Origin of the sequence: Pontibacter harenae (assembly GCF_020907245.1) — a bacterium.
Classification (GTDB): Bacteria; Bacteroidota; Bacteroidia; order Cytophagales; family Hymenobacteraceae; genus Pontibacter; species Pontibacter harenae.
The window spans coordinates 40,545-66,561 of sequence record NZ_JAJJWH010000009.1; the positions used below are offsets into that span (position 1 = coordinate 40,545).

Below are 26,017 nucleotides of genomic sequence, written 5' to 3' on the forward strand. Positions count from 1 at the left end.
CTAACCCCGCCAAGGAGGGGAATTTCGCAAATAAGTAAAATATTACCTCTTGGAAGGGGGCAGGGATGGGTAAACAGTATTATATGTTCATCCTGCTTTTGCAAATCGCAACTTGAGTTAAAAAGTAGCCTAAAACAAAAAAGCCTGACAGTTTAGCTGTCAGGCTTTAGAAGGAAGAGGTAACGAGCGGATTCGAACCGCTGTAGCAGCTTTTGCAGAGCTGAGCCTAGCCACTCGGCCACGTTACCGTGATTGGGAGTGCAAACATACATATAAATGCACCGATGTCAAACTTTAAATGCATTTTTTTATTTAAAACAGAAACAAAAGCAGTGTTTTTCAGGCTAATTTCTTAGACTCGTAAACAGCAGCTCTTACTCATATATTTCACAAATACTTCTTTGTCAATGAAATAGTAGACAACTCTAACAAATTTGCTTCGCATAATTCTTCTTAAAGGCTACTGCAGTAGGAGAGCAGCTTTTTAAGATCGGATTCATCTTTGAAGTTTACTTTTTGATCACTTATAAATTTCTGCAAAGCATTCTTGTGCTTTGGAAACAGTCTTAAGACACTAGCTTTAGTAGCCAATACATATCCTTTCTGATCTGACAAGAAGTAGTCTTCTCTAACTTCATAAATAACCGACCCGCCAGAATTCAGTTTGTAAGAAGTATTATCTGCGTAGTAATCTTTGATACTTGTTTGAGAAGAAGAACTTGACTCTAAACCGTAAGCTCCGACTTTCTTAGTATCTAATAGCTTATACCTCTCTTTCACCAACAGCATTGTTTCTCCATACTTACCCAATGTTTTCAGCAAACTTTTGCCTTTTGGGTCGTAATAGAACAGGTCCTCTCCTATTTTTAGAGATTCAACCGTAAGTATATTGTCCAGAGCCAGTGTATCTGCGTTCTTATCTAAAAATACCACTTCGCCTACAAGCATGTTATAGTTTAGTTTAGCAGATGCAGTGTGGCCATTTAAGAAACGGACCTGCCCATTCATAAAAGATGGATAGAGATACACCTTCCCATTCTGTGACGCATCAAGAGATTCTTCTGCAGCACTAACCTTTATTTTGTCTTTTTTCTGCGCCTTTAACTGGTAACAATTTACCAAGCTAACAAAGCAGAGCAGCGCCACTATCTTATATAACCTTGATGAGAGCATATCTGTATCACCTATTACCATAAAACAATATAATCAACTATAACTAAACTGCTTACATCTATGAGTGTTTCTTTTACCTCATAACTCATATCGTGTTATCAAAACTTAAAAGTTGGAACCTTCTGCCGAAAACCTACTCCTATACCCCCTCAAAAGAAAAACTTTGTGTTGTACTGAATAACGTGCTTAAACAAAGAAGGCCCCGATTTCTCGGGGCCTTCCTGTATAGAATAAGCTTAAGCTAATTAAGCGTTATCTTCTTCTGATTCAGAAGCTTCGTTGTCAGAGTCATCAGAGTTCTGTGCTTTTTTAGCAGCAGCTGCTTCTAACTTTTTAACGCCAGCCTCTTTCTCATTCTCCATCATTGCCTCTTTCAGAGCAGAAAGTGCATCTAGGTCACCCAGTGTAGAGCGATCTGCCTCTTTCTGAACTTTTGGAGCTTTGTTATCTTTCTTCTCACCTGCGGCAGGAGCTGCAGTTGCTTTCTTAGTAGCTCTTGCTGCTCTAGCAGACTCAGAACCTTCGCCGTAAGTTGCAGTGTGTGAAAGAATGATTTTACGATCTTCTTTAGAGAATTCAGTTACTCTGAAGTCTAAGCTTTCGCCAGCCTCTACCTGAGAACCGTCTTCTTTAGCAAGACCTTTAGGGAAAGTGAAACCTTCGATACCGTAAGGAAGCTCTAATGTAGCACCTCTGTCAGATTTCTCAAGAACAGTAGCTTTGTGTACAGAGCCAACATTGAATACAGTTTCAAAAGTATCCCAAGGGTTCTCCTCAAGTTGCTTGTGGCCTAAGGCAAGTCTTCTGTTAGGAACGTCAAGCTCCAGAACAACTACGTCTAGGTTATCACCAACTTTTACGAACTCAGATGGGTGCTTGATCTTCTTAGTCCAAGAAAGGTCAGAAACGTGCACAAGGCCGTCTACACCTTCTTCAAGCTCTAAGAACAGACCGAAGTTAGTTAGGTTACGAACTACACCAGTGTGCTTAGTGCCTACTGCATATTTCGTTAACACATCTTCTTTTGTCCATGGGTCTTCAGTAAGCTGCTTAATGCCCAAAGACATTTTGCGCTCTTCACGGTCAAGTGTTAAAACAACTGCCTCAACCTCGTCGCCTTGCTTGATGAAGTCTTGTGGGTTGCGCAGGTGCTGAGACCATGACATTTCAGAAACGTGGATCAAACCTTCAACGCCTGGCATCAGCTCAAGGAATGCGCCGTAGTCAGCCACGTTAACGATTTTACCTTTAACTCGGGAACCAACTTCAACCTCAGCAGGAAGAGCATCCCATGGGTGAGGAGTAAGCTGCTTCATGCCAAGAGAAATACGCTTCTTGTCATCGTCGAAGTCAAGCACTACAACGTTCACTTTCTGGTCTAAATTCAATACTTCCTCTGGGTGGTTGATACGTCCCCATGAGATATCTGTGATGTGAAGCAGACCGTCTACGCCACCAAGGTCTATGAACACACCGAAGTTTGTCATGTTCTTGATAACACCTTCCAGAACCTGACCTTTTTCCAGGTTGTTCAGGATAGCTGCACGCTGCTGCTCCAGGTCTTTCTCGATAAGTACTTTGTGAGAAACAACTACGTTGTCGAAAGCGGCGTTGATTTTCACAACTTTCACTTCCATTTTCTTACCAACAAATACGTCGAAGTCACGGATTGGCTTCACGTCGATTTGAGAACCTGGTAAGAAGGCTTCAACGCCATACAGGTCCATAATAAGACCACCTTTAGTTCTTCTCTTAACCACGCCTTCCAGAACGTTATCGTTCTCAAGTGCGTCGTAAATTTTAGCCCAGGCGCTAACGATTTTCGCTTTCTTGCGAGACAAGATAAGCTGACCGTTTGGATCTTCCTGGTCTTCAATAAATACTTCAACTTGGTCACCTGGCTTCAGATCAGGAAGGTCTCTGAACTCTGAAACTGGCACCAAGCCATCAGATTTGAAACCGATGTTAAGAATCACGTCACGATCAGTGATACCAACAACAGTTCCAGTAACAACCTCCTGCTCTTGTACAGTAGTCAGGGTGTCGTCGTACATTTTTTCCATTTCGGCTTTCTCAGCTTTACTATAGCCAGCACCGAAACCTTGGGTCTCAAACTTGTCCCAATCAAAATTTTCTGGAGAATTACTCATAAAATTCATTTGCTCTGGATAGCCACCAGCCTAGAGCAATGAGCTGGTTTGGTTTAGTTTTACATTCACCGCAAGACAAAAATCAGGACTTGGGCGCCATTCACCTGAATGAAGCGCAAAAATAAGACTTTTTCTGATAATTCCCAAGAATCTCCTAGATTATAATACCTTAGAAACGAACAAGTTATAGCTACACATAAACTAAGCACCAAGACTATATCAGTAAATTAATATACTTTAGAGCTCGTTTGAATTTTATATAAACTAAAATGGGCTTCAGACCTATATCCGCAGCCCTTTGCTATTTAGCTTTATATTCTATTGTTGAAAGCCGAAATATCGTGTACCAAAGGTATTATATTCGGTCTCAGTCATGGTACCGTTACCATCCTGATCTAACTGTGTAAATATGCCGTCTGACAGTTCGCGCTGTGATAGTCTCATGTCTGCATTGGCATCGGAAGTGCCATAAAAGTTGTTTGTTCTATAGCCTGTACTGAACTCATCAATATCAAGGTTATTATCAGCATTAGCATCTAGTGTGTTGAAGTCCATGCTGCTGGCATTTACCCTGAAGTCAGTTCCAGCCATGTTCGCCTCGTTCTGATCGATCATGCCATCATTATTCGTGTCCCAGGTATTGAATGCGTTCTGGTTAAACTCATCTTCGTTGTAATAGTTATCTCCGTCGGCATCCGAATCTACAAACATAGTAGTAGCAGAGTAATCAGTATAGAACCTTTCCTGATCGTACACTTCAAACTCATCCAGTTCATCGTCATCTTGACATGCCGACAGCCCAAGTACTGAAACAAAACATAACATCGTACCCATTCTTCTCCACATTTTCATCTTGTTGTTCGTTTTCATAATTAACTTTTTTACTTTAACTTATGTAAATAAAAAAGGCTGCCACCGTACAACCGCCTATATCTAGGCAATCCTAACAACTGACATACCCACTTATAGTTTTACGGCACGCACAGAACAAGTTCAGAAATAGTATCACTTCCCGTATAAATACCGAAAATGTTTTGAAGATTATATTGAACAATACAAAGAAAAAACTTAGCTAAGGAGTGCTCTTCCCTTACAATCTTGGCTTCCGCAAAAGCAATTACGTGGATATAAACTAGCGTTGTAATGAAGGAGAGGCAATTGCGGAAGCTTTAGCTGAAATTACTTTCAGTCCGTTTAGAAGAGATAAACAGTATAGTAGACAAAACTTACCTCTAGTTGATGAAAAAATTCACGAGCCAAAGCATATCTTAAACTTATACTTCACAAATAAGCTTCAAATATTTGATTTTAAACAAAATACTAAACTATATGAGTAGTTGAGAAAAAATAAAGTATGCTAATTCTCCATACCCAGATAAGTTTTCCAGTCCTGATTCGAGTTGTTAATATGCAGTTGCAGGAAAGAGAGAAGCGATGGCTTAAATGGTTTCTTCATCAGTTTTAAACCTGCCTCTTCTGGGATACGATCGCCTTTACGTGTGTTGCAACGGGAACAGGCCGTAACCAGGTTTTGCCAATTGGTCTCCCCTCCCCTGCAGCGGGGCAGCAAATGATCTAGTGTTAAGTTTTTATCAGAACCACAGTATTGACAACAGTAGTTGTCGCGGCGCATAATATTGTGGCGACTGAGGGCAATGCCACAGTATGGCACGCGTACGTACCGCTGCAGCCTTATGACAGAAGGCACGGGGTAGACATGGGTAATAGAGCGCAGAAAAGCACCCTTCGAATTAGAAACCGCTTCTGCTTTTTGCAGGTACACCAACAAAAAAGCTTTATGTGCTGAGCAAACCGCTATGGCACTATAATCCTGGTTGAGTATTAGCACTTTATCGCTCATAACCATTTTGCTATAATCGGTATACTTGTACGGAACAAGAGAACAATATATAGCAAAATGACAGAGAAAAATTGCTGCTAATTTTAGAAAATACGCTTGATAACGCGCAATTGATGAGAATGCCTTTTCAGATCGGCATTATAGATGCCGTTATGATCGAGCGTGTCTATACGAACTTCGCCGCTGGCATGGATTATTTTCTGGCCTTCCAGCATGATACCCACATGAGTTATTCGGCCCTCGCTGTTAGAGAAGTAAGCAAGATCACCTGGCTGGGTTTGGCTCACAAAGTGCACCTCCTCTCCGTGTGACACCTGCTGATAGGCATCTCGTGGCATTTGGTAGCCACACAAGCCATACACTTGCTGCACAAAGCCAGAACAGTCTATTCCAAAAATAGATTTACCTCCCCACAAATACGGAGCCTTATGGAAGTTAGCAGCTACTTTAACCAGCTGCGCAGTACTACCTGAAGCTACTGGGTTTGAGACCCTTCCATTGTACAGGTAAAAGTTTTGATTCACCCTTATATTCATCCCATCGAAGAAAGGCAAATAGCTTCCTATCCCAATGGGGATACGCACATCCTGGTCGCTTACCACCTGCACCAAGTCCATGGCTCGAGGGTGTCTAGCTTCTGTCCACTCCTGAAAGTATTGCTGCGTTACAGTTGTATGCTGCTTGAAATCGATCCAACCACGATAACCGTCGGAAGCCAACTGTACTTGTAGCCAGTTATCCTGCTTGCCCACCACTTCGTAGCACTCACCAAACAACAACTGCGACACAATTTCAGCCTTGTCAGATGTTTCAGCGCGCATTGGCACCAGGCTAAGCATACAGATTCCGTAGTCCACTTTATTTGAATTATGAATTAAAAATTATGAATTAGAAATAGGTGCGACTGTTAACGCATCTTTTCGGCGGGCAAGTTAAAAAAAGAAAGATACTTAAATGCGGCCCCTCAAGAAATAACCTGGTAAACTACATTCGTAATTCATAATTCCTAATTTTTCATTGCGCGGTTGGCGCGCTAGTATCCGCTTCTATCAAGTTCTCGCTTAACGTCTTTTTCTTTTATATCCTGGCGCTTATCGTACAGCTTTTTACCACGGGCCAGAGCTATATCCACTTTGGCAAAGCCTCTGTCGCTGATAAACACACGGGTAGGTATAATGGTCACGCCTTGCTCTTGTGCTTTATCCTCTAATCTGCTCAACTCTTTTTTGTTTAGAAGCAGTTTGCGAGCCCGCATTGGCTCATGGTTATAGTGCGTACCTTCGGTGTAGGTAGCTATGTGTACGTTATGAAGCCATAGCTCTCCGTTCATGAAGACGCAATAGCCATCCTGCATATTTACCTTTCCTTCGCGTATAGATTTAATTTCGGTGCCTTTCAGCATGACACCAGCGGTATATTTATCCAGGAACTGGTACTCGAAGGAAGCTTTCCTATTTACAATGTTTACGTGCTTCTTTATTCTTTCTTTATCTTTCGCCATATATTTCGTCTTAGAAAAAATTGATAATTTGTTTGGTAGAAATCAGCCACAGTAATAGCATTTCCTGTTAAAAACCAGCACTTTAAACCAAACACCTCACCTTTTACTTTACACCACACAACAATGTGTTGATGCTCCAATTTACCTGGTATAGGTTTTATCTGTAAGTTCGTAGGCGTTCAGCATTAAAGCTGCATAAGCCACATCTAGAGAATGCCTCCTCATACAGTTGCCGCTTTTATCTTTTACGACATGTAGCTAAAGTATAGCACAAGCCTTTCTTCCCCACAACTTACTCCTGCTCCGAAGCACGATGATCTAACACAACCTGCATATCTTCTAATCCTGTAAATCCTAATTAGAACTTCAATCTTGGCTCTGGGCTTACGTACTGAGTAGCAAAATCACCTTTTAGATACTGGTAATGAGCAGCAATGGCTATCATGGCTGCATTATCGGTGCAATACTGAAAAGCGGGAATGTATACATTCCATTTATACTTCTTGGCATACTCCTGCAGCGTTTCGCGCAGCCCTGAGTTTGCAGAAACTCCTCCTGCTATAGCCACCTCTGTTATACCTAAATCTTTTGCAGCAAGCACTAGCTTCTTTAGCAAGGTCTTAATGAGCGTCTTTTGCACGCTGGCACAAATATCTGCCAGGTTCTCCTGTACGAAGTTCGGGTTATGTTTCGTTCTGTCCTTCAGAAAGTATAGCACCGAAGTTTTTATGCCGCTAAAAGAGTAGTTGTATGCAGGCATGTTGCCTACAGGAAACTCAAATGCATCAGGATTACCTTGTTTCGCTGTTTTATCGAGCAACGGTCCGCCTGGGTAAGGCAACCCTAACATCTTAGCGGTTTTGTCGAAGGCCTCCCCTACTGCATCATCTGTTGTCTGGCCTATAATCTCCATTTCAAGATGGCTTTTTACCAGCACGATTTGGGTATGGCCACCACTAACGGTAAGGCAAAGGAAAGGAAAGCCTGGTTTAGGATCTTCGATAAAATGGGCCAGGATGTGCGCCTGCATGTGGTTTACCTCTATCAGCGGAATATCTAATCCTAGGGCAAAAGACTTGGCAAAGGAGCAGCCTACCAGCAGGGCTCCTAAAAGTCCAGGGCCACGGGTAAAGGCAACAGCATTTAACTCAGTTTTTGCTACATTTGCCGTACGTAGCGCCTGAGTAACAACAGGAATAATGTTTTGCTGATGTGCTCTTGACGCCAACTCAGGCACCACACCGCCATACTGTTCGTGTACAGCCTGAGTAGCTATAATATTAGATAACACCTTGCCGCCCTTTATAACAGCAGCCGAGGTTTCATCGCAAGAAGATTCTATTGCTAAAATCGTAGGTTCAGTCATCTTTTGGAAAAAGAACAGTCTATAAATTACTTCAAAGTTATAGGAAAAGCACTTCTAAAAATAGTTTTAGGGCTTATCCTGTTTCTTTTGCTGCTATTTGCAGTAGTGTTTGTGGCTATTCGCATTCCGAGCGTACAAACAAAAGTTGCCCAGAAAGCAGCCGACTATATTTCTCGCACCATCAACCATGAGGTAACTATTGGCGGCGTTGACATCGAGTTTTTCAGTAATGTGATACTAGAGCAAGTACGTGTACTGGACTATCAGGATCGGGAACTGTTTTATATTGGTCGTGCCGAAGCTGACATAAGCCTGTTTTCTATTTTCCAACCCAACACCCTAAGTATAGCTACCCTGGAGTTACAGGAGCCGCGCGCAAGCCTGGTGCAGTACGAAGGCACCGACTCCCTTAACCTTAGCACGTTTATCAACTCTCTTCAAAAGTTGATGAGCAAGGACACAACCAAAACATCACAGCCTTTCAATTTTAATATAGATGAGCTGCTGATAGCTAACGGCCGCTTCACCTTCGATAACTTTAACAGACCCAAAGAGGAATTCGGTATAGATTATTTCCATCTAGATGTAGATAGTATCTCGGGCACGTTCAGTGAATTTGTGTTGGAGGACACCCTACAGGTAAGAGTAACGGACCTTAGTGCTGTAGAAAAAAAATCAGGCACAAGGCTGCACAACTTGGATACCCGCATGACCTATGCCGCTACCTTCTGGGAGTGGGATGAGTTGGACCTGCAGGCAAACAGCAGCAACTTACAAAAGTACGTCCGCTTTGATTATAACCGATTCGGCAATTTTTCTCAATTTATCGATAGTGTGAGTTTAACGGCCGACATCAAAAACTCAAAGATCTACTCTAAAGACATAGCGATTTTCGCATCGCCCCTCCGTGACTACGATGAAATCCTAACGGTGGAATCGGCAGAGATAAGTGGATTAGTTTCTGATTTCACTGCTAATGACCTGAATATTTACTACGGCGATAACACACATATTGTAGGCGATCTAAGTGCCGATGGCTTGCCTAACTTTCAGGAAACCTTTGCGAACATCAGGCTAGATTCATCCTCCATCAATGCCTACGATTTAAAACAGTTTCTGCCACAGGAGGCATACAGCATAGCTTCGCGCCTGGGAACCGTAGAACTGCAAGGGCGATTTCTGGGCTTCTACAATGACTTTGTAGCGAACGGCACCTTCGCCACAGCACTCGGAAGAGTTAAATCTGACATCAACCTAAAAATTGATGATAATAAACGCACCTCCTCCTACCGCGGCTACTTAGAAACCCAGAACTTTAACCTAGGCAGGCTGATCGGAAATACAGATTTGGTTAAGACTGTCTCTTTAAGCGGCCGTGTAGAAGGTTCTGGCTTTACGCTTGAGGACGCCCGAGTGAAAGTGGACGCCAAAATTAACCAGGTGCAGCTGTTGGACTATAACTACAGAAACATTGTAGCAAACGGTACACTAAGCCGTCAGCATTTTGTGGGTGAGGTATCTATAGACGACCCTAACATTGTGCTGGCAGCCGATGGAGAAATTGGCTTAGGCCGAAGCAACGAAGCTTTCAACGTACTAGCTAACATTGAGAAGATAGACTTGCAGGCGCTTCAGCTTACAGAAAATCCCATGACCATAAGCGCCCAGGCAAATCTTAACTTTAGAGGGTTAAGACTCGATGATTTTGTGGGTGTTGCCCGCTTCGACAGTGCAATGGTAGCCTATAATGGAGAATCTTTAGCTTTGGACTCGCTACATATAGTTTCCGAAATAGAAAATGGACAGCGTAACCTACGCCTTTTAACACAGTACTTTGGGGCAAACGTAAGAGGCGCCTTCGATTATAGCACCTTGATAGCCGACCTTAAGGACCTTGTGCAAGAGTATAAGCTAAATTTTGAAAGCAACGATGTTGCTACAGATGCTTATTACCAGCAAAAGGCCCTGAGACAAGGTAATGTAAATGACTACAGCCTCACCTACGATATTGATCTTTGGAACGCGGGTCCTGCTATTCAACTCTTCATGCCAGAGCTCTCTATCTCTGATCGCTCTACCATTACAGGGTCATTCAGGCATGGCAATACCGTTATTTTAGAATTGTATGCTCAACTGGACACCATTCAGTATCAGAGCTACGAGCTGCTCGGCAACAGCCTGGAGATAAACAGTTCAAAGCTGCAGCATAACCCAGATGTACTGGCTGCTGCCCTTTTCACTTCTGAAAGGCAGGTACTTCCAACCACTTCCGAGGCTCGGGACTTTTACCTGGAAGGAATTTGGAGTGAACGAACCATAGATTTTTCTACCAGCTTAAGACAGCCTGAAAACAATAACAGAGCAACTATAACTGGTGGACTGTCTTTCCTACAGAATCACATTGAAATTGTTTTCAATAGATCTAACATTATTATAAGAGATAGTCCCTGGGAATTTGCTGCAGGAAATACGATTAATATAAGTCAGGCAGGAACAAGAATAGAGTTTGAGAACTTTGAACTACACAACCAGAATCAAATCATCAGGCTTCAGGGCGTACTTGCACAAGATCCGAGCAGTTTACTTAATCTTCACATAGAAAACTTCGATCTCAGGAACCTGAACCCCATAATCCCGATGCCAATTGCAGGCACGCTGCATGCCGAGGCATCAATCAGAGACTTCTATGATGAAGCTGCACTGAACACTGTCATACGAGCCGATTCCTTTTACCTGGAAAATATTTTTATTGGTAACATAAACGGCAAAGCAGATTGGAACAGGCTCCAGAAGCAGATGGATGTTGATGTAGGGATTGATCGTGCCAACAAGAAAGTGTTAACGTTAACAGGCTACTACTACCCTGAGGCTACAGAAGACGAATTAGATATGCTGGCTGTGCTGGACCAATCGCAACTAAAACTGGTAGAGCCCTTTTTGAGACCAATCATGAGTAACCTAGAAGGCACCATGGATGGCCGCATACGCATATTAGGCCAACTGGAAGCGCCCGTACTTAAAGGCTCAGTAATGGTACATAACGGACAGTTTAAATTTGACTACCTAAACACCACTTATCGCTTTTCTGACAGAGTATACCTGGGCCCAAACAGCATAAGTTTCCGAAATGCACGCGTACAGGATAGCTACGGAAACATTGCCACACTAACGGGTGGTATCGCTCACGATGGGTTTAGCGACATGGTGATTGATATCAGTGCCCGCTACAGAAACTTTATGGTGTTGAACACGACCCGTGAGCACAACGAGCTTTTCTTCGGAACAGCCTTTGCCACTGGTACCGCAAGTGTATTGGGTCCATCGAATAACCTCAAAATAGATGTGGATGCCCGTAGCGAGCCAAACACACGCATTGTACTGCCTTTAGACAACCAGGTGAGCGTTGCGACAAAAGATTTTATTCGCTTTGTTAACCTTGACACTGACAGCGCAGGTGTAGCCATAGCCGCCGAAAACCAGCAGATAGATTTGTCTGGCATCAACATGAACTTTGAGCTGGATGTGACAGATGATGCCTATATAGAATTAATTATCGACAGGCAGACAGGTGATATGATCAGAGGGTCCGGTAATGGCGATATTCGCATGACCATAGATACCCGTGGAGAATTTCACATGTACGGTAACTACGAAATTACACAAGGCTCCTACAACCTTAATTTGCTAGAAGGATTGGTTAGCAGGGAGTTCAGGGTTACACCAGGTGGCACCATCTCCTGGAATGGCGACCCATTTAACGGCATTATGGACATAACGGCTACTTATACGCAATTGACCTCGTTGGATGCCTTCAATAACGAAGCATTGGTAGGCAGATATCCTGTAACGGCTGTGGTTGAACTCGATGGTCCTATCCTCACTCCAACCATAGACCTGGGCCTGAATTTTGATGAAATACCAGCCAACGCACCACTTGGTACCTTAGATGCGCTGATACGCTCTATAGAGAACGACGAGAACGAACTTAACAGACAGGTATTCAGTATTCTGGTGCTCCGAAGGCTTTCTCCGTTGGGAACATTTAATACAGCAGGTGCAGGCTCTACAGCTGTTGGCGGTAGCTTGGGCAGCTTGCTATCCAGCCAGCTTGGCAGTTTTTTCAACAGCTTAGACCCGAATCTGCAGGTAGATATTGGTTTAGACGGTATTAACGAAGCTGCCCTGGCAAACCTTCAGGTCCGCTTGAGCTATACCTTCTTTGAGGGCAGGCTGCGTGTAACTAGCCAAACGGGGTTCGGCGGTTATTCTAACCCCGTTACAGGCGATAACAGCAACACCAGCAACTACCAGGGAGATTGGTCTATAGAATACTATATTACCCAATCTGGCGAACTACGGGGGCGCCTGGAGTACAATACCATACCAAGAGGCCTTGGCACTACACGTGGTACTAACTCCCAGCAAAGGCTCAGTTTGCTGCACACCAAACGCTTCGATAACCTAAGAGAGCTGTTTGGTATAGACAAACGTCGTCGAAGAAGGGCCATTGAGCGCGAAACCATTATACTGGATTCTGACCCTCGTCGCGATTTCTAAGACCTAGACTTGCTGCTGTTTACTTATGTCGTCAGCTTTCTCGGCTAATATCTATCAGCTTATTCCAAATATATTTTTACTTTTGTGTGCAAGCATCTCGTATGGCAGCTAACAATCCTAAATTTTTGAAAAAAAAGAAACTAGGCAATTATCCCCACACCATGGTAGTATTTAGTATTACCTTGGCTCTTTTTATAATTGGGCTTTTTGGGCTGTTGCTTATACATGCAGGTAAGCTTTCAGAAAAGGTGAGAGAAAACATCGAGATGCAAGTGTACCTGGAGCGAGACCTGACAGAGGTACAACTGGTGCGCCTGAAAAAAACCTTTGCCGCCAAAGAATACATTGCCTACCGAAACGATACAGCACAGGTGCGTTTTATATCGAAAGAAGAAGGTGCAAAAGAATTTTTGTCTGACACAGGCGAAGATTACACTGCTTTTCTAGGAGATAACCCCCTTCGGGATGCCTATGTGCTGAACATTGATGCAGACCACTCCAGCTCTCCTAATCTTAAAAGTATAAAGCTTGATTTGGAAGATATAGAAGGAGTCTACGAGGTACAGTATGTCGAAAGCCTGATCGAATCTATCAACAGCAACATCAAACGCATCAGTATTATATTACTGGGCTTTGCCTCCATTTTAGTGGTAGTAGTTATCATCTTAATCAATAATACCATCAAACTGGCGTTGTACTCACAGCGTTTCCTGATCAGAAGCATGCAGTTGGTTGGTGCCACCTCCTACTTTATACAACGCCCATTTCTGAACCGCGCTGCCTGGCAAGGCATTATGAGTGGCATTATAGCCTCTGCTATGCTTTTTGCTCTTATGCAGTACGCCTATCACGAAATTAGCGAGCTGCAACTTTTACGCGACGACGAGCAGACTTATATACTTATGGGTGCTTTACTCCTTATTGGTTGCATTATTGGCTTCCTGAGCTCATACAGAGCCGTAAGAAAATACTTACGCCTGTCTTTAGACGAATTATATTAACATGGAAAACAAAACCAAACTTGCCTTTGGCAAAAAAAACTACATCTTACTGATTGTAGGCATTGTAGTGCTCATTATTGGCTTTATCATTATGACGCTTGATACCGAACCTTATGGTTTAGGCTTTTTAGGCATTACGCTAGGCCCAATTATCGTACTGATAGGTTTTATTATTGAGTTATTTGCGATTCTTGTTAAAGACAAAACACAGGATTAAATGAATATTTGGCAGGCTATTATTATAGCCATCGTAGAGGGATTAACTGAGTTCCTACCTGTTTCATCCACAGGTCACATTATCATTACGGCGAGCATCATGGGTATCAACCAACTAGCCATTACTAAAATATTTGCTGTAAGCATACAATTCGGAGCCATTCTTTCTGTAGTTGTGCTTTACTGGAAACGGTTTATCAACAGCTTTGCCTTTTACCAGAAAATATTAGTTGCTTTTATTCCTGCCGCTGTTATTGGCTTTGCATTAAATGATATAATAGATGCGATGCTAGAAAGCGTGACCATTACAGCCATTATGTTGATAGTAGGCGGTGTGGTGCTCCTCTATGTTGACAAATGGTTTAAGAATGCTGTCGAGAGCGAGATTACTTATAAAAACTCTTTTGTGATCGGCTTATTTCAGTGCCTGGCCATGATTCCAGGGGTTTCACGATCTGCGGCCTCTATTATTGGTGGTCTTTTACAAGGAATCAATAGAAAAGCTGCTGCGGAGTTCTCCTTCTTTTTAGCTGTGCCAACCATGCTGGCTGCTTCCACTTATAAATTGTTAACAGACCTGTTGCAGTTAGAGATATCTGACCTTATTAAATTTGATATAGCTAAAATAGAGAGCAGCTTTGCACTAATTAGAGCCGAAGACCTGAAGCTTTTATTAATAGGAAACGTTGTAGCATTTATAGTAGCTATGCTGGCCATACGTTTCTTTATAGACTTCCTGACGAAGTACGGCTTTAAAATGTTTGGCTACTACCGCATTGCAGTTGGCGTTGCTTTATTAGCCTTACTGGCAATGGGTTTTGATTTAAGAATATAACTATGGAATACGATTTTGCCGCAGGCGAAATACTATTAATAAACAAGCCACTCACCTGGACCTCTTTTGATGTGGTGAAGAAAGTACGCAACACTCTGCGGGTGAAGAAGATTGGCCACGCAGGCACCTTAGACCCGCTGGCTTCTGGTTTGCTTATACTTTGTACTGGCAAGTTCACAAAACGTATCGATGAAATACAGGCACAGGAAAAGGAGTATACAGGCACTTTAACTATAGGCCAAACCACCCCGTCTTACGATCTCGAAACGCCTGTCAGCGAAACCATGCCGACGGAACATATTACCCCAGCAGCCATAAAAGCGGCAGCCGACAGCTTTGTAGGCACCATAGAACAGGTACCTCCTATTTATTCCGCTGTGATGGTAGACGGTAAGCGTGCCTACGATTTGGCCCGCAAAGGCAAATCAGCAGAACTTAAGGCTCGCTCCATTACCATCAAAACCTTTGATATTACAGGTGTAGAGGGCAATGTGATATCTTTTAAGGTAATCTGTACCAAAGGCACTTACATCAGAAGCCTGGCGCACGATTTAGGCCAAAAGTTAGGATGCGGAGCACACCTTTCGGCTTTGGTTCGTACGCGTATAGGAGACTACAAACTGGAAGATGCGCTTACTATTGAAAACATACAGGAAATCAGAAAAGCACAGCTAGAGGCGGATGGAAGTAATACGTGATCTTTCTCTTTTCCCGAATCTGAGCCAGACTGTTGTTACCAGCGGTACGTTTGATGGGCTGCACATAGGCCACCAGAAGATACTGAAGCGCGTAATTGAGCGGGCCAGGCAGATAAACGGACAGAGTGTGGTTATCTCTTTTTGGCCCCACCCCCGCTTGGTGCTCTTTCCAGAGGATAACGACCTAAAGCTGCTTTCTACTATTGAGGAGCGCATCGAAGAGCTTCGGAACTTCGGCATCGACTACCTCCTGCTCATTCCGTTTACAAAAGAGTTCTCGCGCATGAGCTCCCGCAGCTTTATTACCGATATACTGGTGCGCACCATCAACACGAAAGTGTTGGTGATAGGCTACGACCACCGCTTCGGTAAAAACCGCGAAGGTAGCTTTGAAAATCTAAAAGCAAGATCGCAGCAGTATGGTTTTGAGGTAGAAGAAATTCCAAGGCAGGATATAGATGACATTGGCGTTAGTTCTACTAAAATAAGAAAGGCATTAGAAAGTGGCGACATCGAAACGGCTAACCGCTACCTAGGCCGCTCTTACAGCCTTACTTCTACTGTAGAAGAAGGCAATAAACTGGGCCGCACCATTGGCTTTCCTACTGCAAACCTAGCACTGCCTGCAGCGCATAAACTTATACCTGCCAACGGTGTGTATGCGGTTTGGGTAAAAATAGGCGAAGCACGCTATGGCGGCATGATGAACATTGGCATTCGCCCAACGGTAGACGGCAAGCAACTGACGCTGGAAGTGCACATCCTTAATTTTGACCAGGATATTTACGGACAAACTTTAACCGTAGAGTATGTTCAGCATCTGCGCCAGGAGCAAAAGTTCGATGGTTTAGAAGCACTCAAAGCCCAGCTCGCCAAAGACAAAGAAGCCACACAACAAGTACTTGAAATTAGATAAACAATTAGAAGCATAAAAAGAAAGCGACCACTCCAATGGCCGCTTTCTTTGTTTTAAAAGAGTGCCACTTGGTAAAGCAACAATCTTTCAAGATTATCGCTTTGCACATATTTAGCATTTAGTGCCAATTCAAACTATCTTGAAGTCATTGTTTTAAGATCAACAAAACTGAAATTGTTTATTCATGCCCTTTGCTTCGAGAAAAGCAAACGACTATATCTCCCTTTCTGAATGATAAAAAAATTCTACTGAACGTATGAGGATGAGCTTTATCTACTGCAGGAACAAATCGAGCCAATATTAATTCCTCTGGAAGTAGGATAAACTAGCGCCCCTTAAAATAAGCAACATTGAAAGTGTTAGAAGAAGTAGGCAAAGAAAAGATGAAGGAGATTGTATTGCTTTATGATCCGTTGGAGGAAGAAACCGTTCAGAATGAGATTGTACCCGCTTTTGAGGGACATACTGTTCAATTTATACCTTTCAGGCAAGACGACCCCAAATGTAACTTTATACATGAAGAAAGCTTTGTAGTGACCTACTTAACTGATGTACAGTTAACAGAGGTTGTTGCTGGCGCAGCTCTAAAGAAGTGGACAATTGGCTTTCTGCCCCACCCTGGCATGATACAAGCCAGGCAAGGCTATGGTATAGCAACTAACTTAGATAATGCGATAGAAGATATTCTTCAAAACAAGAAAGAGATAAAGTCAGATTTGCTATTATGCAACGGCATACCTGTATTCAATAAGGTGGTAATCGGGAACAGCCTGAGCTTAATGACGGGCAGCGTATCTAAAAACACATTCTACTCTAGCCTGGAGAAAGCCGTTGAGTTTTTTAAACAGTCAAAATCGCTCCAACCGAGGGCTTTCACCATAACGGCAGAAAATAAAAAGCCTCTACAAACAGCGGCTTTGGGCATTATCGCTGTTCAGCATGGCAAGAGCACGCTCCTTTCCCGTAAGCTGATCAAGAACTCTTTCATCAACGACGGCAGGTTGCACAGCCTTATTTTGGCTCCTAAAAGTATAACAGAGCTACTAAGGTTTTCTTTCAGCTCATTCTTCAACGACGAAAACGGCAAGCTACCTTCCTTTATCGGACACATTAAGGCAAGTTCTATTACGATATCTAGTCCAACTCCCATGGATTACACGCAGGACAACAACCTGCTAAGTGCCAAAGAAATTGACCTGCGTATCAGCGTAAACAAGTTCCTGATTATACCAGGCAGGCACCTTGTGGCAGACAATTCTGCAGACGGAGCCGACGACAAGTACAGGGTAAGCGCATTGCCCACAGGAGAAGAACACCTGGTTGAAATTACGGCACGTCCGCTTCCTTTTATCTACCATGCCTCTACCGAAGAATTTAAAGGTTTATTTCAAGTACTAAGAGACAATGCAAAAGCAACAGGCTCTTATCTTACTTTAATGGTTTTGTCGAGTTTGCTGGCTACGTTCGGTCTGTTTGCAAATTCTTCACCTGTCATAATCGGAGCAATGATTTTGGCTCCGCTCATGGCCCCAATCATATCATTGTCTATGGGCGTGCTGAGGCAGGAGAAGAAACTGATGATCAGGAGTGCGCGAACCATCGGCTATAGTCTGTTACTTGGTTACCTGGCTGCCATACTGGTTACACTGATTATACCGCTGCAAAGTATAAACGACGAAATTATAGCCCGTATTAAACCGAACCTGATTGACTTGGGAGTTGCTATTGTGTCGGGTATAGCAGGTGCTTATGCCCATGCCCGATCCGAAGTGGCTAAAACGCTGGCTGGTGTTGCTATAGCAGTGGCACTGGTACCACCTTTGGCTGTTTCTGGTATAGGTATAGGTTGGGGCGATTGGCAGGTATTCACGGGTGCTTTGCTGCTCTTTTCAACTAACTTGGCGGGTATAGTGCTGGCTGGTATCATTACTTTTCTACTGTTAGGTTTTAGCCCCATGCACCTGGCCAAGAAAGGACTTGTTATCTCCATTCTAATCGCAATTATAGTAAGTCTTCCACTGGGCTACGGTACACTTACCATGATCACAAATTATAATGTTGTCAGGTCACTAAACGAATCCCAGGTTGGCGACATCACGATCAAAGAAGTATCCGTTATTCGTGGTAGCGACCCAATGGCATTGCGTGTTACTTTGGTAGCTTACAAACCTATAACAGAATCAGACATAGACAAAGTAAAACAATCTGTAACTGATAGACTTGGGCGGGAAGTAGAACTGGAAGTGCTAACCAGTATCAGACGGTAAAACAAAAGATTTAATTCTTCTTCTATTTCAAAACTATTTCCTGCAAAACACGAAAAGCCATATACTTCCATATGGCTTTTATGCTATATAAATATCTCAAAAACACACTCTAACTATGATCAACAAAAAAGTAAAGAACGCGCAGGAGGCATTACGGGGCGTGCAGGACAGCATGACGCTGATGCTCGGAGGTTTCGGCCTTTGCGGTATACCCGAAAACGCCATACAAGAATTGTTGCGACTTGGTGTGAAGAACCTTACCTGCATCTCAAACAATGCAGGAGTAGACGATTTTGGTATTGGCTTACTACTACAGAAGCACCAGGTAAAGAAAATGATTTCTAGCTATGTAGGTGAGAATGCCGAATTTGAGCGACAGCTGTTATCTGGAGAACTGGAGGTTGAACTGCTTCCGCAGGGCACACTAGCAGAGCGCATACGCGCTGGCGGTGCTGGCATTCCTGCCTTTTTTACACCAGCAGGTTATGGCACCGAAGTGGGCGAAGGAAAGGAGAGCCGTGAGTTCAACGGTAAAATGTACCTGATGGAAACCTGGCTAAAAGCCGACTTCTCTTTTGTAAAAGCCTGGAAAGGCGACACCGCAGGCAACCTGATTTATAAAGGCACAGCCAGAAACTTTAACCCCATGATGGCAACCGCTGGCAACATTACTGTGGCCGAAGTGGAGGAACTGGTACCAGCAGGAGAATTAGACCCGAACATGATCCACACCCCAGGCATTTACGTGCAGTGCATTTTTCAGGGGGAGAACTATGAGAAACGCATTGAGAAGAGAACAGTGAAACAGGAATAGCCTGAGTGAACTTGAAGATTTGGAGATGTACGAATTTGAAGATTTGGTAACATGGACGACCAAAAAGATAACCTGATTTTGACGCTTACACTGGATTTTGCTGTAGATACCATTCTATATGCAGAATTGCTGGAAACAAAGCGGAAGTATGTTATCTCTAATCAGCTACTAAAGAGCGGCACATCTATAGGAGCAAATGTTCGTGAAGCACAAAATGCAGAGAGCAAAGCAGATTTTATTCATAAGTTTAAAATAGCAGCCAAAGAAGTAGAAGAAACAGAATACTGGCTGCTACTCTGTCAGCGAGCTCCTACCTATCCTGATCCTGCACATCTCCAGGAAAAGCTCAAAGCTATCAAAAGAATCATCTCCAAAATCATTATCAGTTCTAAAAGCATCAGAAAGGAAAACTGAAGAGCATCTTCAAATCTCCACATTTTCAAATTTCCAAATCTAAAATAATGAGTCTAGATAAAAACGGAATAGCAAAACGCATTGCCAGGGAAGTAAAAAATGGCATGTATGTAAATTTAGGTATAGGTATACCAACGCTGGTAGCCAACTACATTCCTGAGGGTGTAGAAGTGGTGTTACAGTCGGAGAATGGTTTGTTGGGCATGGGACCCTTCCCTACCGAATCAGAGGTGGACGCGGACATGATTAATGCAGGCAAGCAAACCATAACCACGTTGCCTGGCTCTGCTCTTTTCAGTTCGGCAGAAAGCTTTGCCATGATACGCGGCGAGCACGTGGACTTAACTATCTTGGGTGCCATGGAGGTATCAGAGCGCGGTGATATAGCAAACTGGAAAATACCCGGTAAAATGGTGAAAGGCATGGGCGGCGCAATGGATTTGGTTGCTTCAGCCAAAAACATCATTGTGGCCATGCAACACACTGCCCGTGATGGTTCCTCTAAGCTTCTGAAAGAGTGTACACTCCCGCTCACAGGTGTGCAGTGCGTTAAAAAAATAGTTACTGACCTTGCTGTGCTAGAAGTAACAGGCGAGGGATTTAAACTTCTGGAACGTGCACCAGGCGTAAGTATAGAAGACATAAAAAAAGCAACTGCTGGCAACTTATTAGTAGAGGGCGATATACCAGAAGTTCAGCTGTAGCAAAGGTTAACTGGCACAAAAGGCATGGTGCCCAAACCCGTATTTTTTGTTTAATTTTGTAACAGGACCTGCAAGCGGCCATTCCGCACGAAAAAAATTGAACCGAAATGATGCTTGTTGTACGTATACTAGTACAGCAAAAGCAATATATAGCCACACATGAGCGAAAGAAACGAAGACCATACAGAACACACCGAACATAGATTATTACTGCGCCGGCTGGAGCTGAAGGATTATAAAGAGGTAAAGGAAATCATGAACCTGGTGTACCGTAACATAGACGGTGCCTGGACAAGAAAAGAGTTTTCTGACCTTTTGAAGAAGTTCCCTGATGGACAGATTTGTATAGAAGACAACGGAAAAGTTGTAGCCGCTGCGCTTAGTCTTATTATAAACTACGATAAGTACGGAGACAAACACACGTACGAACAGATTATAGACAACGGCACCTTCAAATCGCATGACCCAGAAGGGGAAACACTTTACGGTATAGACGTATTTGTGCACCCCGAATACAGGAACCTGCGCCTGGGCCGCCGTCTGTACGATGCCCGCAAGGAGATTTGCGAGAACTTGAACCTACGCGGTATTATTGCTGGTGGCCGTATACCTGGCTATAAAGATTATGCCGACAAATTGACTCCAGCGAAATACATTGAGATGGTGCGCAACAAGGAGCTTTCTGACCCTGTGCTCTCCTTCCAACTCAGTAACGGCTTCCACGTACGTAAAATACTGAAGAACTACCTGCCAGACGATAAGGAATCACGTTCTTACGCCACACTTTTAGAGTGGATAAACGTGTATTACGAAGAGAAGGAAAAGCTGATTGGCGGAACAAAAAGCGTAGTGCGTATCGGTATTGTGCAGTGGCAGATGCGTGCCGTAAAAGACCTGGAAGACTTTATGCAGCAGGTAGAGTTCTTTGTTGATACCGTGAGCTCCTATAAATCGGACATCGTTGTCTTCCCAGAGTTCTTCAATGCGCCACTAATGGCCCTCACTAACGAGGAAACTCCTTCTGAGGCTATCCGAAGTATGGCTGAGTATACGGAGGAGATTCGGGAACGCATGATTCACCTGGCGCTGTCGTACAACATCAATATTATTGCGGGTAGTATGCCAGAGTACTACGACAACAAGTTGTACAATGTGAGCTACCTCTGCCGCCGCGATGGTACTTACGATGCACAGTATAAACTGCACGTTACACCAGACGAATCGCACTACTGGGGTATGCGCGGTGGCCACAAGCTGAAGATATTTGATACGGATATCGGTAAAATCGGTATCTTGATCTGCTACGATGTAGAGTTCCCAGAACTTGCCCGTATGCTTTCTGACATGGATATGAAGATCCTTTTCGTGCCTTTTTGGACGGATACTAAGAATGCTTACTTACGTGTACGCCTCTGCTCCCAGGCTCGTGCTATCGAGAATGAGTGCTACGTAGCGATTACGGGTAGCGTGGGTAACCTGCCGAAGGTAGAAAATATGGACATCCAGTACTCACAGTCTGCTGTATTCTCGCCTTCTGACTTCGCTTTTCCGCACGATGCAGTAATCGCCGAAGCCACACCAAACACAGAGATGACGCTGATTGCTGACCTGGACCTGGATCTACTGAAAGATCTGAATGCAGCAGGAAGTGTTCGTAACTTAAAAGACAGGCGCAAAGACCTGTACAACCTGAGTTGGGTATCACGTAAGGAAGATTAAGAAAAGAGTTACTATAACACAAATAGCCGCTGCTTTAGCTAAAGCAGCGGCTATTTGTGTTTATGGCGAAGTAACAACAGAGCAGGTTAGCAACTACAGCTGCTCGAGTGCCTCGAAAAAAGCAAGCAACTCCGTAGTTGAATTTACTCTTACATCAGCATGAAGGCTGTCGTTGGCTGAAATGAAGATTGTATTGATACCTAATCCTTCTGCAGGGATTAAATCAGTTTCAGAGTCACCCACCATCCAAGAAGCTTCGAAGCGAATATCGAATTCTGCTGCGGCCTTGAGAAACATACCGTTTTTAGGCTTTCTGCAACTGCAGGCATCCTCCACTAAATGCGGGCAAACATAAAATTTATCTATGTTAGAACCAGTACGATCATTAATTTCATTGTTGATACTGTTTAAAGCCTCGAGCGTAAGCAGCTCTCTTCCAACACAACGCTGATTTGTGACAACAATGATTTGTTTAAACTTTTCCTTAGCCCAAGCCAGAAATTCAGTAATACCTGGAAGTATTTCTATATCAGAAGGCTTGAGCACATAACCATTTTCAATCTTTAAATTCAAAACACCATCTCTATCCAGAAACAGCGTATCGAACTGTTTGTAGTTATTGTATAACATCTTTCAGAACAGATTGAGCTAAGGCATAATCTTCAGGCACACCAATGTCTATAAACTGGCCTTCGAATTCTTTTCCAAAGGCTTTCATGTTGTGCAACTGATTTTGCAGGAAATCGACTTCGAATGAGAACTTTTTAGGCATCTGAAATTGGTGCATTAAGTCTTTTCTCATGTAGTAGATGCCGCCGTTAATGATATTATAAGCCCCTGTTACCTCTCCTTTTTCTTTGAAAGAAGTTATTTGGTGCGAATCAGAATAGAGCACATGCCCATAACGCTGCGAGTGCTCTACCCGCTTTAGAGCAATGGCAATATCTGCGGATTTCTCTTCGGCAAAAGCGGCCAAACCGTTTAAATTTACATCAAAGAATGTATCACCGTTAACCACAAAGCAATGGTCGCTTTCTATTTGTTCAGCAGCTTGAAATATTGCGCCACCAGTTCCCAGCAATTCTGTTTCTATACTGTAACTAAGTTCAATGCCAAAAGTGTTGTTCAGATTACGGTAATAATCTTGAACAACTTCATGTTTATAGCCTACAGCTAACACAGCTTTCTGCACCTTGTGCTGCGACAGAAAATACAGGATGTAATCCAGAAAAGGTCTTCCTGCCACTTCTGCCATGGGTTTGGGAACATCTTTTACTACCGACTGCAGACGAGTACCTAATCCACCCGCCAATATTATAGCTTCTTGCTTCATGTTAAAAAGTCCACTACTGTTTTTAGCCCTGTTTTGCCTTCCAAGTAATAACTCCTTTGTTATAGAACTGCACCCTTTCAACCTGTCCGCCAAACTGGTTCAGTACATTTATAACATCGTAAAGGGAATTAGATTCAGCATAAAACATCATATATCCACCTCCCCCAGCGCCAGATATTTTTCCACCCAAAGCACCGCTTTTCATAGCCGCTTCATAAATCTCGTCTACCACTGGGTTACTGATTTCATCAGCCATATCCTTTTTCGATATCCAGCTCTCATGCAACAAACGCCCAATATCCCGTACATTTCCTCTCAGTAGAGATTCCTTCATGTTATAGGCAAACTTTTTAAGCGCGTGCATCGCCTCTATCGATTTACTTGATTTGTCAGCAACATTTTTAACCTGCGCATCTATAATTTTAGAAGAAAGCCTGGAGGTTCCCGTGTAGTATTGTATTAGAGAATACTCCAACTCATTTATGTACTCTTCTTTGATGCGAAGCGGATTAACCACTACCCTGTCGGTGTAAAACTCCATAAAGTTAAACCCACCGAAGGCAGCAGCATATTGGTCCTGTTTACCACCCGACAAACCTAAATCTTCACGTTCAATACTATACGCCAGTTGAGCAATATCGTACTCACCTAGCGGCAGCCCCAGCCACTCAGCAAATGCCGCCACTATAGCCACTACCAATGTAGATGATGATCCTAATCCAGATCCAGGAGGCGCATCCACAAAGGTTTCCAGCTGATAGTACAGCGGCTTCTCTACTTTAAACTCCTTTTTTATCCTGTTATGGATTCCTTTAATGAGCCTTAAATTTTTATCATCAAGGTCGAAGTAATCTATATTTTCGAAGGATTGATGCTGGTTTATATCGAAGCATTTAAGCGTCACCAGAGGTGTATCCAGAGGAATAAGCGTTGCATAAGCAAACTTGTTAATGGTAGCGTTAAGAATTGCGCCACCAAACTGATCACTATAAGGGCTTACATCGGTGCCTCCCCCTGCCAAACCTAAGCGCAAAGGTGCTTTGGAACGTATTATCATTTACAGTTAGGCTTATAAGTTGTAGTGCAAGAACGAGGTTTTGGAATAGTTTTAAAAGAATTGCTGTAAGTTATTCAATCAAACTCAGTTTTGGAATACGGCATAATATTTAAAACAAGTTATAAAAGGGAAGAGCCGCTAATATTGTGTTAGCGGCTCTTCCCTTTTATATAATGGTTATATAAGGAGCTAGTATGTCAACTTCTTACGACTACGTGCTTGTAAAATTAAAGCTAAAATTACACCGGTAACAAATGCAACGAGACCACCAATTACAGTATATTTAAGTAGTCCTGGTCCAGTAGGACGCAAATGAGGTGCAAAACCATTTACAATTTGAATGTTATCTAGCTGATCTAACTCGGCTTCCAAATCAACCTGCTTCTGATACATTGAAATACTTTCTCGGTATAAGTTTGTTGGATCAATGGGTTGACCAAAAACGAACCCATTAACAGGGCCACGCGGAGATACTACAGTGGTTTTGACACTGTCAATAGACTTTATTTCTTCCTCAAGCTTAGATATCATACTTTCCATTTCTCGTTGCTTGATTCGCTTCAATTTAGAAAAGTATCTGTTACTTTCAAGGTAATTAGCGAGCGCTGGCTCCATTGAAGCAAAAAGATTGTTATTGTACAAGAATAATTCGATACGGAAAGGAGAACCTGTTAAAATACTGTCTTCTGCTACTCTTTCAGCATCAAGGCTAAAAAACTCCATGTCTTTTATGTCTCTAGCAGCGTCCTGGCTAATATCAAGCATTTCTGAAATAGCCAAAAAGTTATCCTCTTCCACAGCAATGCGAAGCTTATCTAACTGATTCTCAACAAACTCATTTCTTATATCAGAAAGCACAAAAGTCATTGCACCAGAATAATAAGGCTTGGTAACTTTATAAGCAGCAAAACCCAGTGCAACGCCAAAGAGAGAAAGTAAAGTCAGCATAACAATACGGCGCTGAATAGTGAAGAACACATATCCTACGCCTCTCCCAATTCTCTTAAAAAACCTTCCCACATACTCAAAAACAACTGCCAGATCAATTTCATCATGATTGTCTCGCACTCTGCTTTTATCAGGTTCCTCTACTTGATGCATACTTTTTTTTGACTCAAATATACAAGTATAGTTTCAGAAGCCCATAATACTCTTATTCCTTTTAGATAGATTTCGTTATTATAGCAATTTAATCTTTACTTTAATTATAAAAAATATTAGACTTCTAGTATGTGGGATATACTTCTCATTACTAAAAGAGATTAATTTATAAGACCCGATTATTTTACGCCCCAAGAGTCCTAATGTAATAAACAACAAATTATGAGTTGTAACTTAGTACCTTTGTAAACAACTTCACCAAGTTGAGAGAACTAATATATAGTTTTAAGCTTAGCACTTAATTAACTACAGACAAAAATTATAGTACAGGTCT

General features: G+C 42.9%; 22 protein-coding genes and 1 tRNA gene. 11 read left to right on the forward strand and 12 right to left on the reverse strand.

Features of this window, described 5'->3' with window-relative positions:
- Window positions 1–177: 177 nt before the first annotated feature.
- The 8 genes from LN893_RS06865 to tsaD all read right to left on the reverse strand — a co-directional run bounded on the left by LN893_RS06865 (window position 178) and on the right by tsaD (window position 8,051).
- Window positions 178–248: transfer RNA gene (locus tag LN893_RS06865), tRNA-Cys, on the reverse strand.
- Between the two features lie 205 nt (window positions 249–453).
- A complete protein-coding gene (locus tag LN893_RS06870) occupies window positions 454–1,173 on the reverse strand; it encodes a hypothetical protein (protein WP_229969063.1) in 720 nt (239 codons plus the stop codon).
- Between the two features lie 245 nt (window positions 1,174–1,418).
- Window positions 1,419–3,323 carry a 30S ribosomal protein S1 gene (gene rpsA, locus LN893_RS06875; RefSeq protein ID WP_229969064.1) on the reverse strand — a complete coding sequence of 635 codons (1,905 nt, stop codon included), beginning with the start codon at window positions 3,321–3,323 and terminating at the stop codon, window positions 1,419–1,421.
- Between the two features lie 318 nt (window positions 3,324–3,641).
- Window positions 3,642–4,193 (reverse strand): EF-hand domain-containing protein, encoded by a 552-nt coding sequence (locus LN893_RS06880; RefSeq protein ID WP_229969065.1) that lies wholly within the window; start codon window positions 4,191–4,193, stop codon window positions 3,642–3,644.
- 487 nt (window positions 4,194–4,680) lie between these two features.
- A complete protein-coding gene (locus LN893_RS06885) occupies window positions 4,681–5,184 on the reverse strand; it encodes an HNH endonuclease (protein WP_229969066.1) in 504 nt (167 codons plus the stop codon).
- Window positions 5,185–5,267: 83 nt separating this feature from the next.
- Complete coding sequence (locus LN893_RS06890) at window positions 5,268–6,005, reverse strand: C40 family peptidase (RefSeq protein ID WP_229969067.1); 738 nt, start codon at window positions 6,003–6,005, stop codon at window positions 5,268–5,270.
- Window positions 6,006–6,217: 212 nt separating this feature from the next.
- The gene (gene smpB / locus LN893_RS06895; RefSeq protein WP_229969068.1) at window positions 6,218–6,685 is read right to left on the reverse strand and encodes an SsrA-binding protein SmpB; all 468 of its coding nucleotides are present in this window, start codon (window positions 6,683–6,685) and stop codon (window positions 6,218–6,220) included.
- A gap of 358 nt (window positions 6,686–7,043) precedes the next feature.
- Complete coding sequence (gene tsaD / locus LN893_RS06900; protein ID WP_229969069.1) at window positions 7,044–8,051, reverse strand: tRNA (adenosine(37)-N6)-threonylcarbamoyltransferase complex transferase subunit TsaD; 1,008 nt, start codon at window positions 8,049–8,051, stop codon at window positions 7,044–7,046.
- A 3-nt stretch (window positions 8,052–8,054) separates the two neighbouring features.
- Between tsaD and LN893_RS06905 the strand changes: the two genes are divergently transcribed.
- The 11 genes from LN893_RS06905 (at window position 8,055) to LN893_RS06955 (ending at window position 22,192) form a co-directional block, all read left to right on the forward strand.
- Window positions 8,055–12,608: a translocation/assembly module TamB domain-containing protein gene (locus tag LN893_RS06905; protein WP_229969070.1), complete on the forward strand. Its 4,554-nt coding sequence runs from the start codon at window positions 8,055–8,057 to the stop codon at window positions 12,606–12,608.
- Window positions 12,609–12,733: 125 nt separating this feature from the next.
- Entirely contained in the window at window positions 12,734–13,609 is an 876-nt protein-coding gene (locus LN893_RS06910; RefSeq protein ID WP_369427660.1) for a cell division protein FtsX, read from the forward strand.
- A 1-nt stretch (window position 13,610) separates the two neighbouring features.
- The gene (locus tag LN893_RS06915; RefSeq protein ID WP_229969072.1) at window positions 13,611–13,826 is read left to right on the forward strand and encodes a DUF3098 domain-containing protein; all 216 of its coding nucleotides are present in this window, start codon (window positions 13,611–13,613) and stop codon (window positions 13,824–13,826) included.
- Complete coding sequence (locus LN893_RS06920; RefSeq protein ID WP_229969073.1) at window positions 13,827–14,660, forward strand: undecaprenyl-diphosphate phosphatase; 834 nt, start codon at window positions 13,827–13,829, stop codon at window positions 14,658–14,660.
- A gap of 2 nt (window positions 14,661–14,662) precedes the next feature.
- Window positions 14,663–15,358 carry a tRNA pseudouridine(55) synthase TruB gene (gene truB, locus LN893_RS06925; protein WP_229969074.1) on the forward strand — a complete coding sequence of 232 codons (696 nt, stop codon included), beginning with the start codon at window positions 14,663–14,665 and terminating at the stop codon, window positions 15,356–15,358.
- Window positions 15,342–16,274: a bifunctional riboflavin kinase/FAD synthetase gene (locus LN893_RS06930; protein WP_229969075.1), complete on the forward strand. Its 933-nt coding sequence runs from the start codon at window positions 15,342–15,344 to the stop codon at window positions 16,272–16,274. Before truB ends, LN893_RS06930 begins: the two co-directional genes overlap by 17 nt.
- 356 nt (window positions 16,275–16,630) lie before the next feature.
- Window positions 16,631–18,541: a TIGR00341 family protein gene (locus LN893_RS06935; RefSeq protein WP_229969076.1), complete on the forward strand. Its 1,911-nt coding sequence runs from the start codon at window positions 16,631–16,633 to the stop codon at window positions 18,539–18,541.
- A gap of 115 nt (window positions 18,542–18,656) precedes the next feature.
- Window positions 18,657–19,355: a CoA transferase subunit A gene (locus LN893_RS06940; protein ID WP_229969077.1), complete on the forward strand. Its 699-nt coding sequence runs from the start codon at window positions 18,657–18,659 to the stop codon at window positions 19,353–19,355.
- Window positions 19,356–19,406: 51 nt separating this feature from the next.
- Window positions 19,407–19,769, forward strand: a complete 363-nt coding sequence (locus LN893_RS06945; protein WP_229969078.1) for a four helix bundle protein — start codon at window positions 19,407–19,409, stop codon at window positions 19,767–19,769.
- A 47-nt stretch (window positions 19,770–19,816) separates the two neighbouring features.
- A complete protein-coding gene (locus LN893_RS06950; protein ID WP_229969079.1) occupies window positions 19,817–20,473 on the forward strand; it encodes a 3-oxoacid CoA-transferase subunit B in 657 nt (218 codons plus the stop codon).
- A gap of 159 nt (window positions 20,474–20,632) precedes the next feature.
- The gene (locus LN893_RS06955; RefSeq protein WP_229969080.1) at window positions 20,633–22,192 is read left to right on the forward strand and encodes a carbon-nitrogen hydrolase family protein; all 1,560 of its coding nucleotides are present in this window, start codon (window positions 20,633–20,635) and stop codon (window positions 22,190–22,192) included.
- Window positions 22,193–22,285: 93 nt separating this feature from the next.
- Here LN893_RS06955 and LN893_RS06960 read toward each other — a convergent pair whose 3' ends face one another.
- The 4 genes from LN893_RS06960 to LN893_RS06975 all read right to left on the reverse strand — a co-directional run bounded on the left by LN893_RS06960 (window position 22,286) and on the right by LN893_RS06975 (window position 25,683).
- Complete coding sequence (locus LN893_RS06960; protein ID WP_255709927.1) at window positions 22,286–22,822, reverse strand: D-glycero-alpha-D-manno-heptose-1,7-bisphosphate 7-phosphatase; 537 nt, start codon at window positions 22,820–22,822, stop codon at window positions 22,286–22,288.
- The gene (locus LN893_RS06965; RefSeq protein ID WP_229969082.1) at window positions 22,809–23,525 is read right to left on the reverse strand and encodes a nucleotidyltransferase family protein; all 717 of its coding nucleotides are present in this window, start codon (window positions 23,523–23,525) and stop codon (window positions 22,809–22,811) included. Before LN893_RS06965 ends, LN893_RS06960 begins: the two co-directional genes overlap by 14 nt.
- A gap of 22 nt (window positions 23,526–23,547) precedes the next feature.
- Window positions 23,548–24,582, reverse strand: a complete 1,035-nt coding sequence (locus LN893_RS06970; RefSeq protein ID WP_229969083.1) for a GHMP family kinase ATP-binding protein — start codon at window positions 24,580–24,582, stop codon at window positions 23,548–23,550.
- 189 nt (window positions 24,583–24,771) lie between these two features.
- Window positions 24,772–25,683 (reverse strand): chain length determinant protein, encoded by a 912-nt coding sequence (locus LN893_RS06975; RefSeq protein WP_229969084.1) that lies wholly within the window; start codon window positions 25,681–25,683, stop codon window positions 24,772–24,774.
- Between the last annotated feature and the right edge of the window lie 334 nt (window positions 25,684–26,017).

What these genes read in the sequence shown, in the direction of transcription:
- LN893_RS06960 (WP_255709927.1), bottom strand. Translation starts at nt 22,822, where the DNA reads ATGTTATACAATAACTACAAACAGTTCGATACGCTGTTTCTGGATAGA.
- LN893_RS06920 (WP_229969073.1), top strand. Translation starts at nt 13,827, where the DNA reads ATGAATATTTGGCAGGCTATTATTATAGCCATCGTAGAGGGATTAACT.
- LN893_RS06890 (WP_229969067.1), bottom strand. Translation starts at nt 6,005, where the DNA reads ATGCGCGCTGAAACATCTGACAAGGCTGAAATTGTGTCGCAGTTGTTG.
- LN893_RS06950 (WP_229969079.1), top strand. Translation starts at nt 19,817, where the DNA reads ATGAGTCTAGATAAAAACGGAATAGCAAAACGCATTGCCAGGGAAGTA.
- LN893_RS06945 (WP_229969078.1), top strand. Translation starts at nt 19,407, where the DNA reads ATGGACGACCAAAAAGATAACCTGATTTTGACGCTTACACTGGATTTT.
- smpB (WP_229969068.1), bottom strand. Translation starts at nt 6,685, where the DNA reads ATGGCGAAAGATAAAGAAAGAATAAAGAAGCACGTAAACATTGTAAAT.
- tsaD (WP_229969069.1), bottom strand. Translation starts at nt 8,051, where the DNA reads ATGACTGAACCTACGATTTTAGCAATAGAATCTTCTTGCGATGAAACC.
- LN893_RS06975 (WP_229969084.1), bottom strand. Translation starts at nt 25,683, where the DNA reads ATGCATCAAGTAGAGGAACCTGATAAAAGCAGAGTGCGAGACAATCAT.
- rpsA (WP_229969064.1), bottom strand. Translation starts at nt 3,323, where the DNA reads ATGAGTAATTCTCCAGAAAATTTTGATTGGGACAAGTTTGAGACCCAA.
- LN893_RS06930 (WP_229969075.1), top strand. Translation starts at nt 15,342, where the DNA reads ATGGAAGTAATACGTGATCTTTCTCTTTTCCCGAATCTGAGCCAGACT.
- LN893_RS06940 (WP_229969077.1), top strand. Translation starts at nt 18,657, where the DNA reads ATGATCAACAAAAAAGTAAAGAACGCGCAGGAGGCATTACGGGGCGTG.
- LN893_RS06885 (WP_229969066.1), bottom strand. Translation starts at nt 5,184, where the DNA reads ATGAGCGATAAAGTGCTAATACTCAACCAGGATTATAGTGCCATAGCG.
- truB (WP_229969074.1), top strand. Translation starts at nt 14,663, where the DNA reads ATGGAATACGATTTTGCCGCAGGCGAAATACTATTAATAAACAAGCCA.
- LN893_RS06880 (WP_229969065.1), bottom strand. Translation starts at nt 4,193, where the DNA reads ATGAAAACGAACAACAAGATGAAAATGTGGAGAAGAATGGGTACGATG.
- LN893_RS06955 (WP_229969080.1), top strand. Translation starts at nt 20,633, where the DNA reads ATGAGCGAAAGAAACGAAGACCATACAGAACACACCGAACATAGATTA.
- LN893_RS06870 (WP_229969063.1), bottom strand. Translation starts at nt 1,173, where the DNA reads ATGCTCTCATCAAGGTTATATAAGATAGTGGCGCTGCTCTGCTTTGTT.
- LN893_RS06970 (WP_229969083.1), bottom strand. Translation starts at nt 24,582, where the DNA reads ATGATAATACGTTCCAAAGCACCTTTGCGCTTAGGTTTGGCAGGGGGA.
- LN893_RS06965 (WP_229969082.1), bottom strand. Translation starts at nt 23,525, where the DNA reads ATGAAGCAAGAAGCTATAATATTGGCGGGTGGATTAGGTACTCGTCTG.
- LN893_RS06915 (WP_229969072.1), top strand. Translation starts at nt 13,611, where the DNA reads ATGGAAAACAAAACCAAACTTGCCTTTGGCAAAAAAAACTACATCTTA.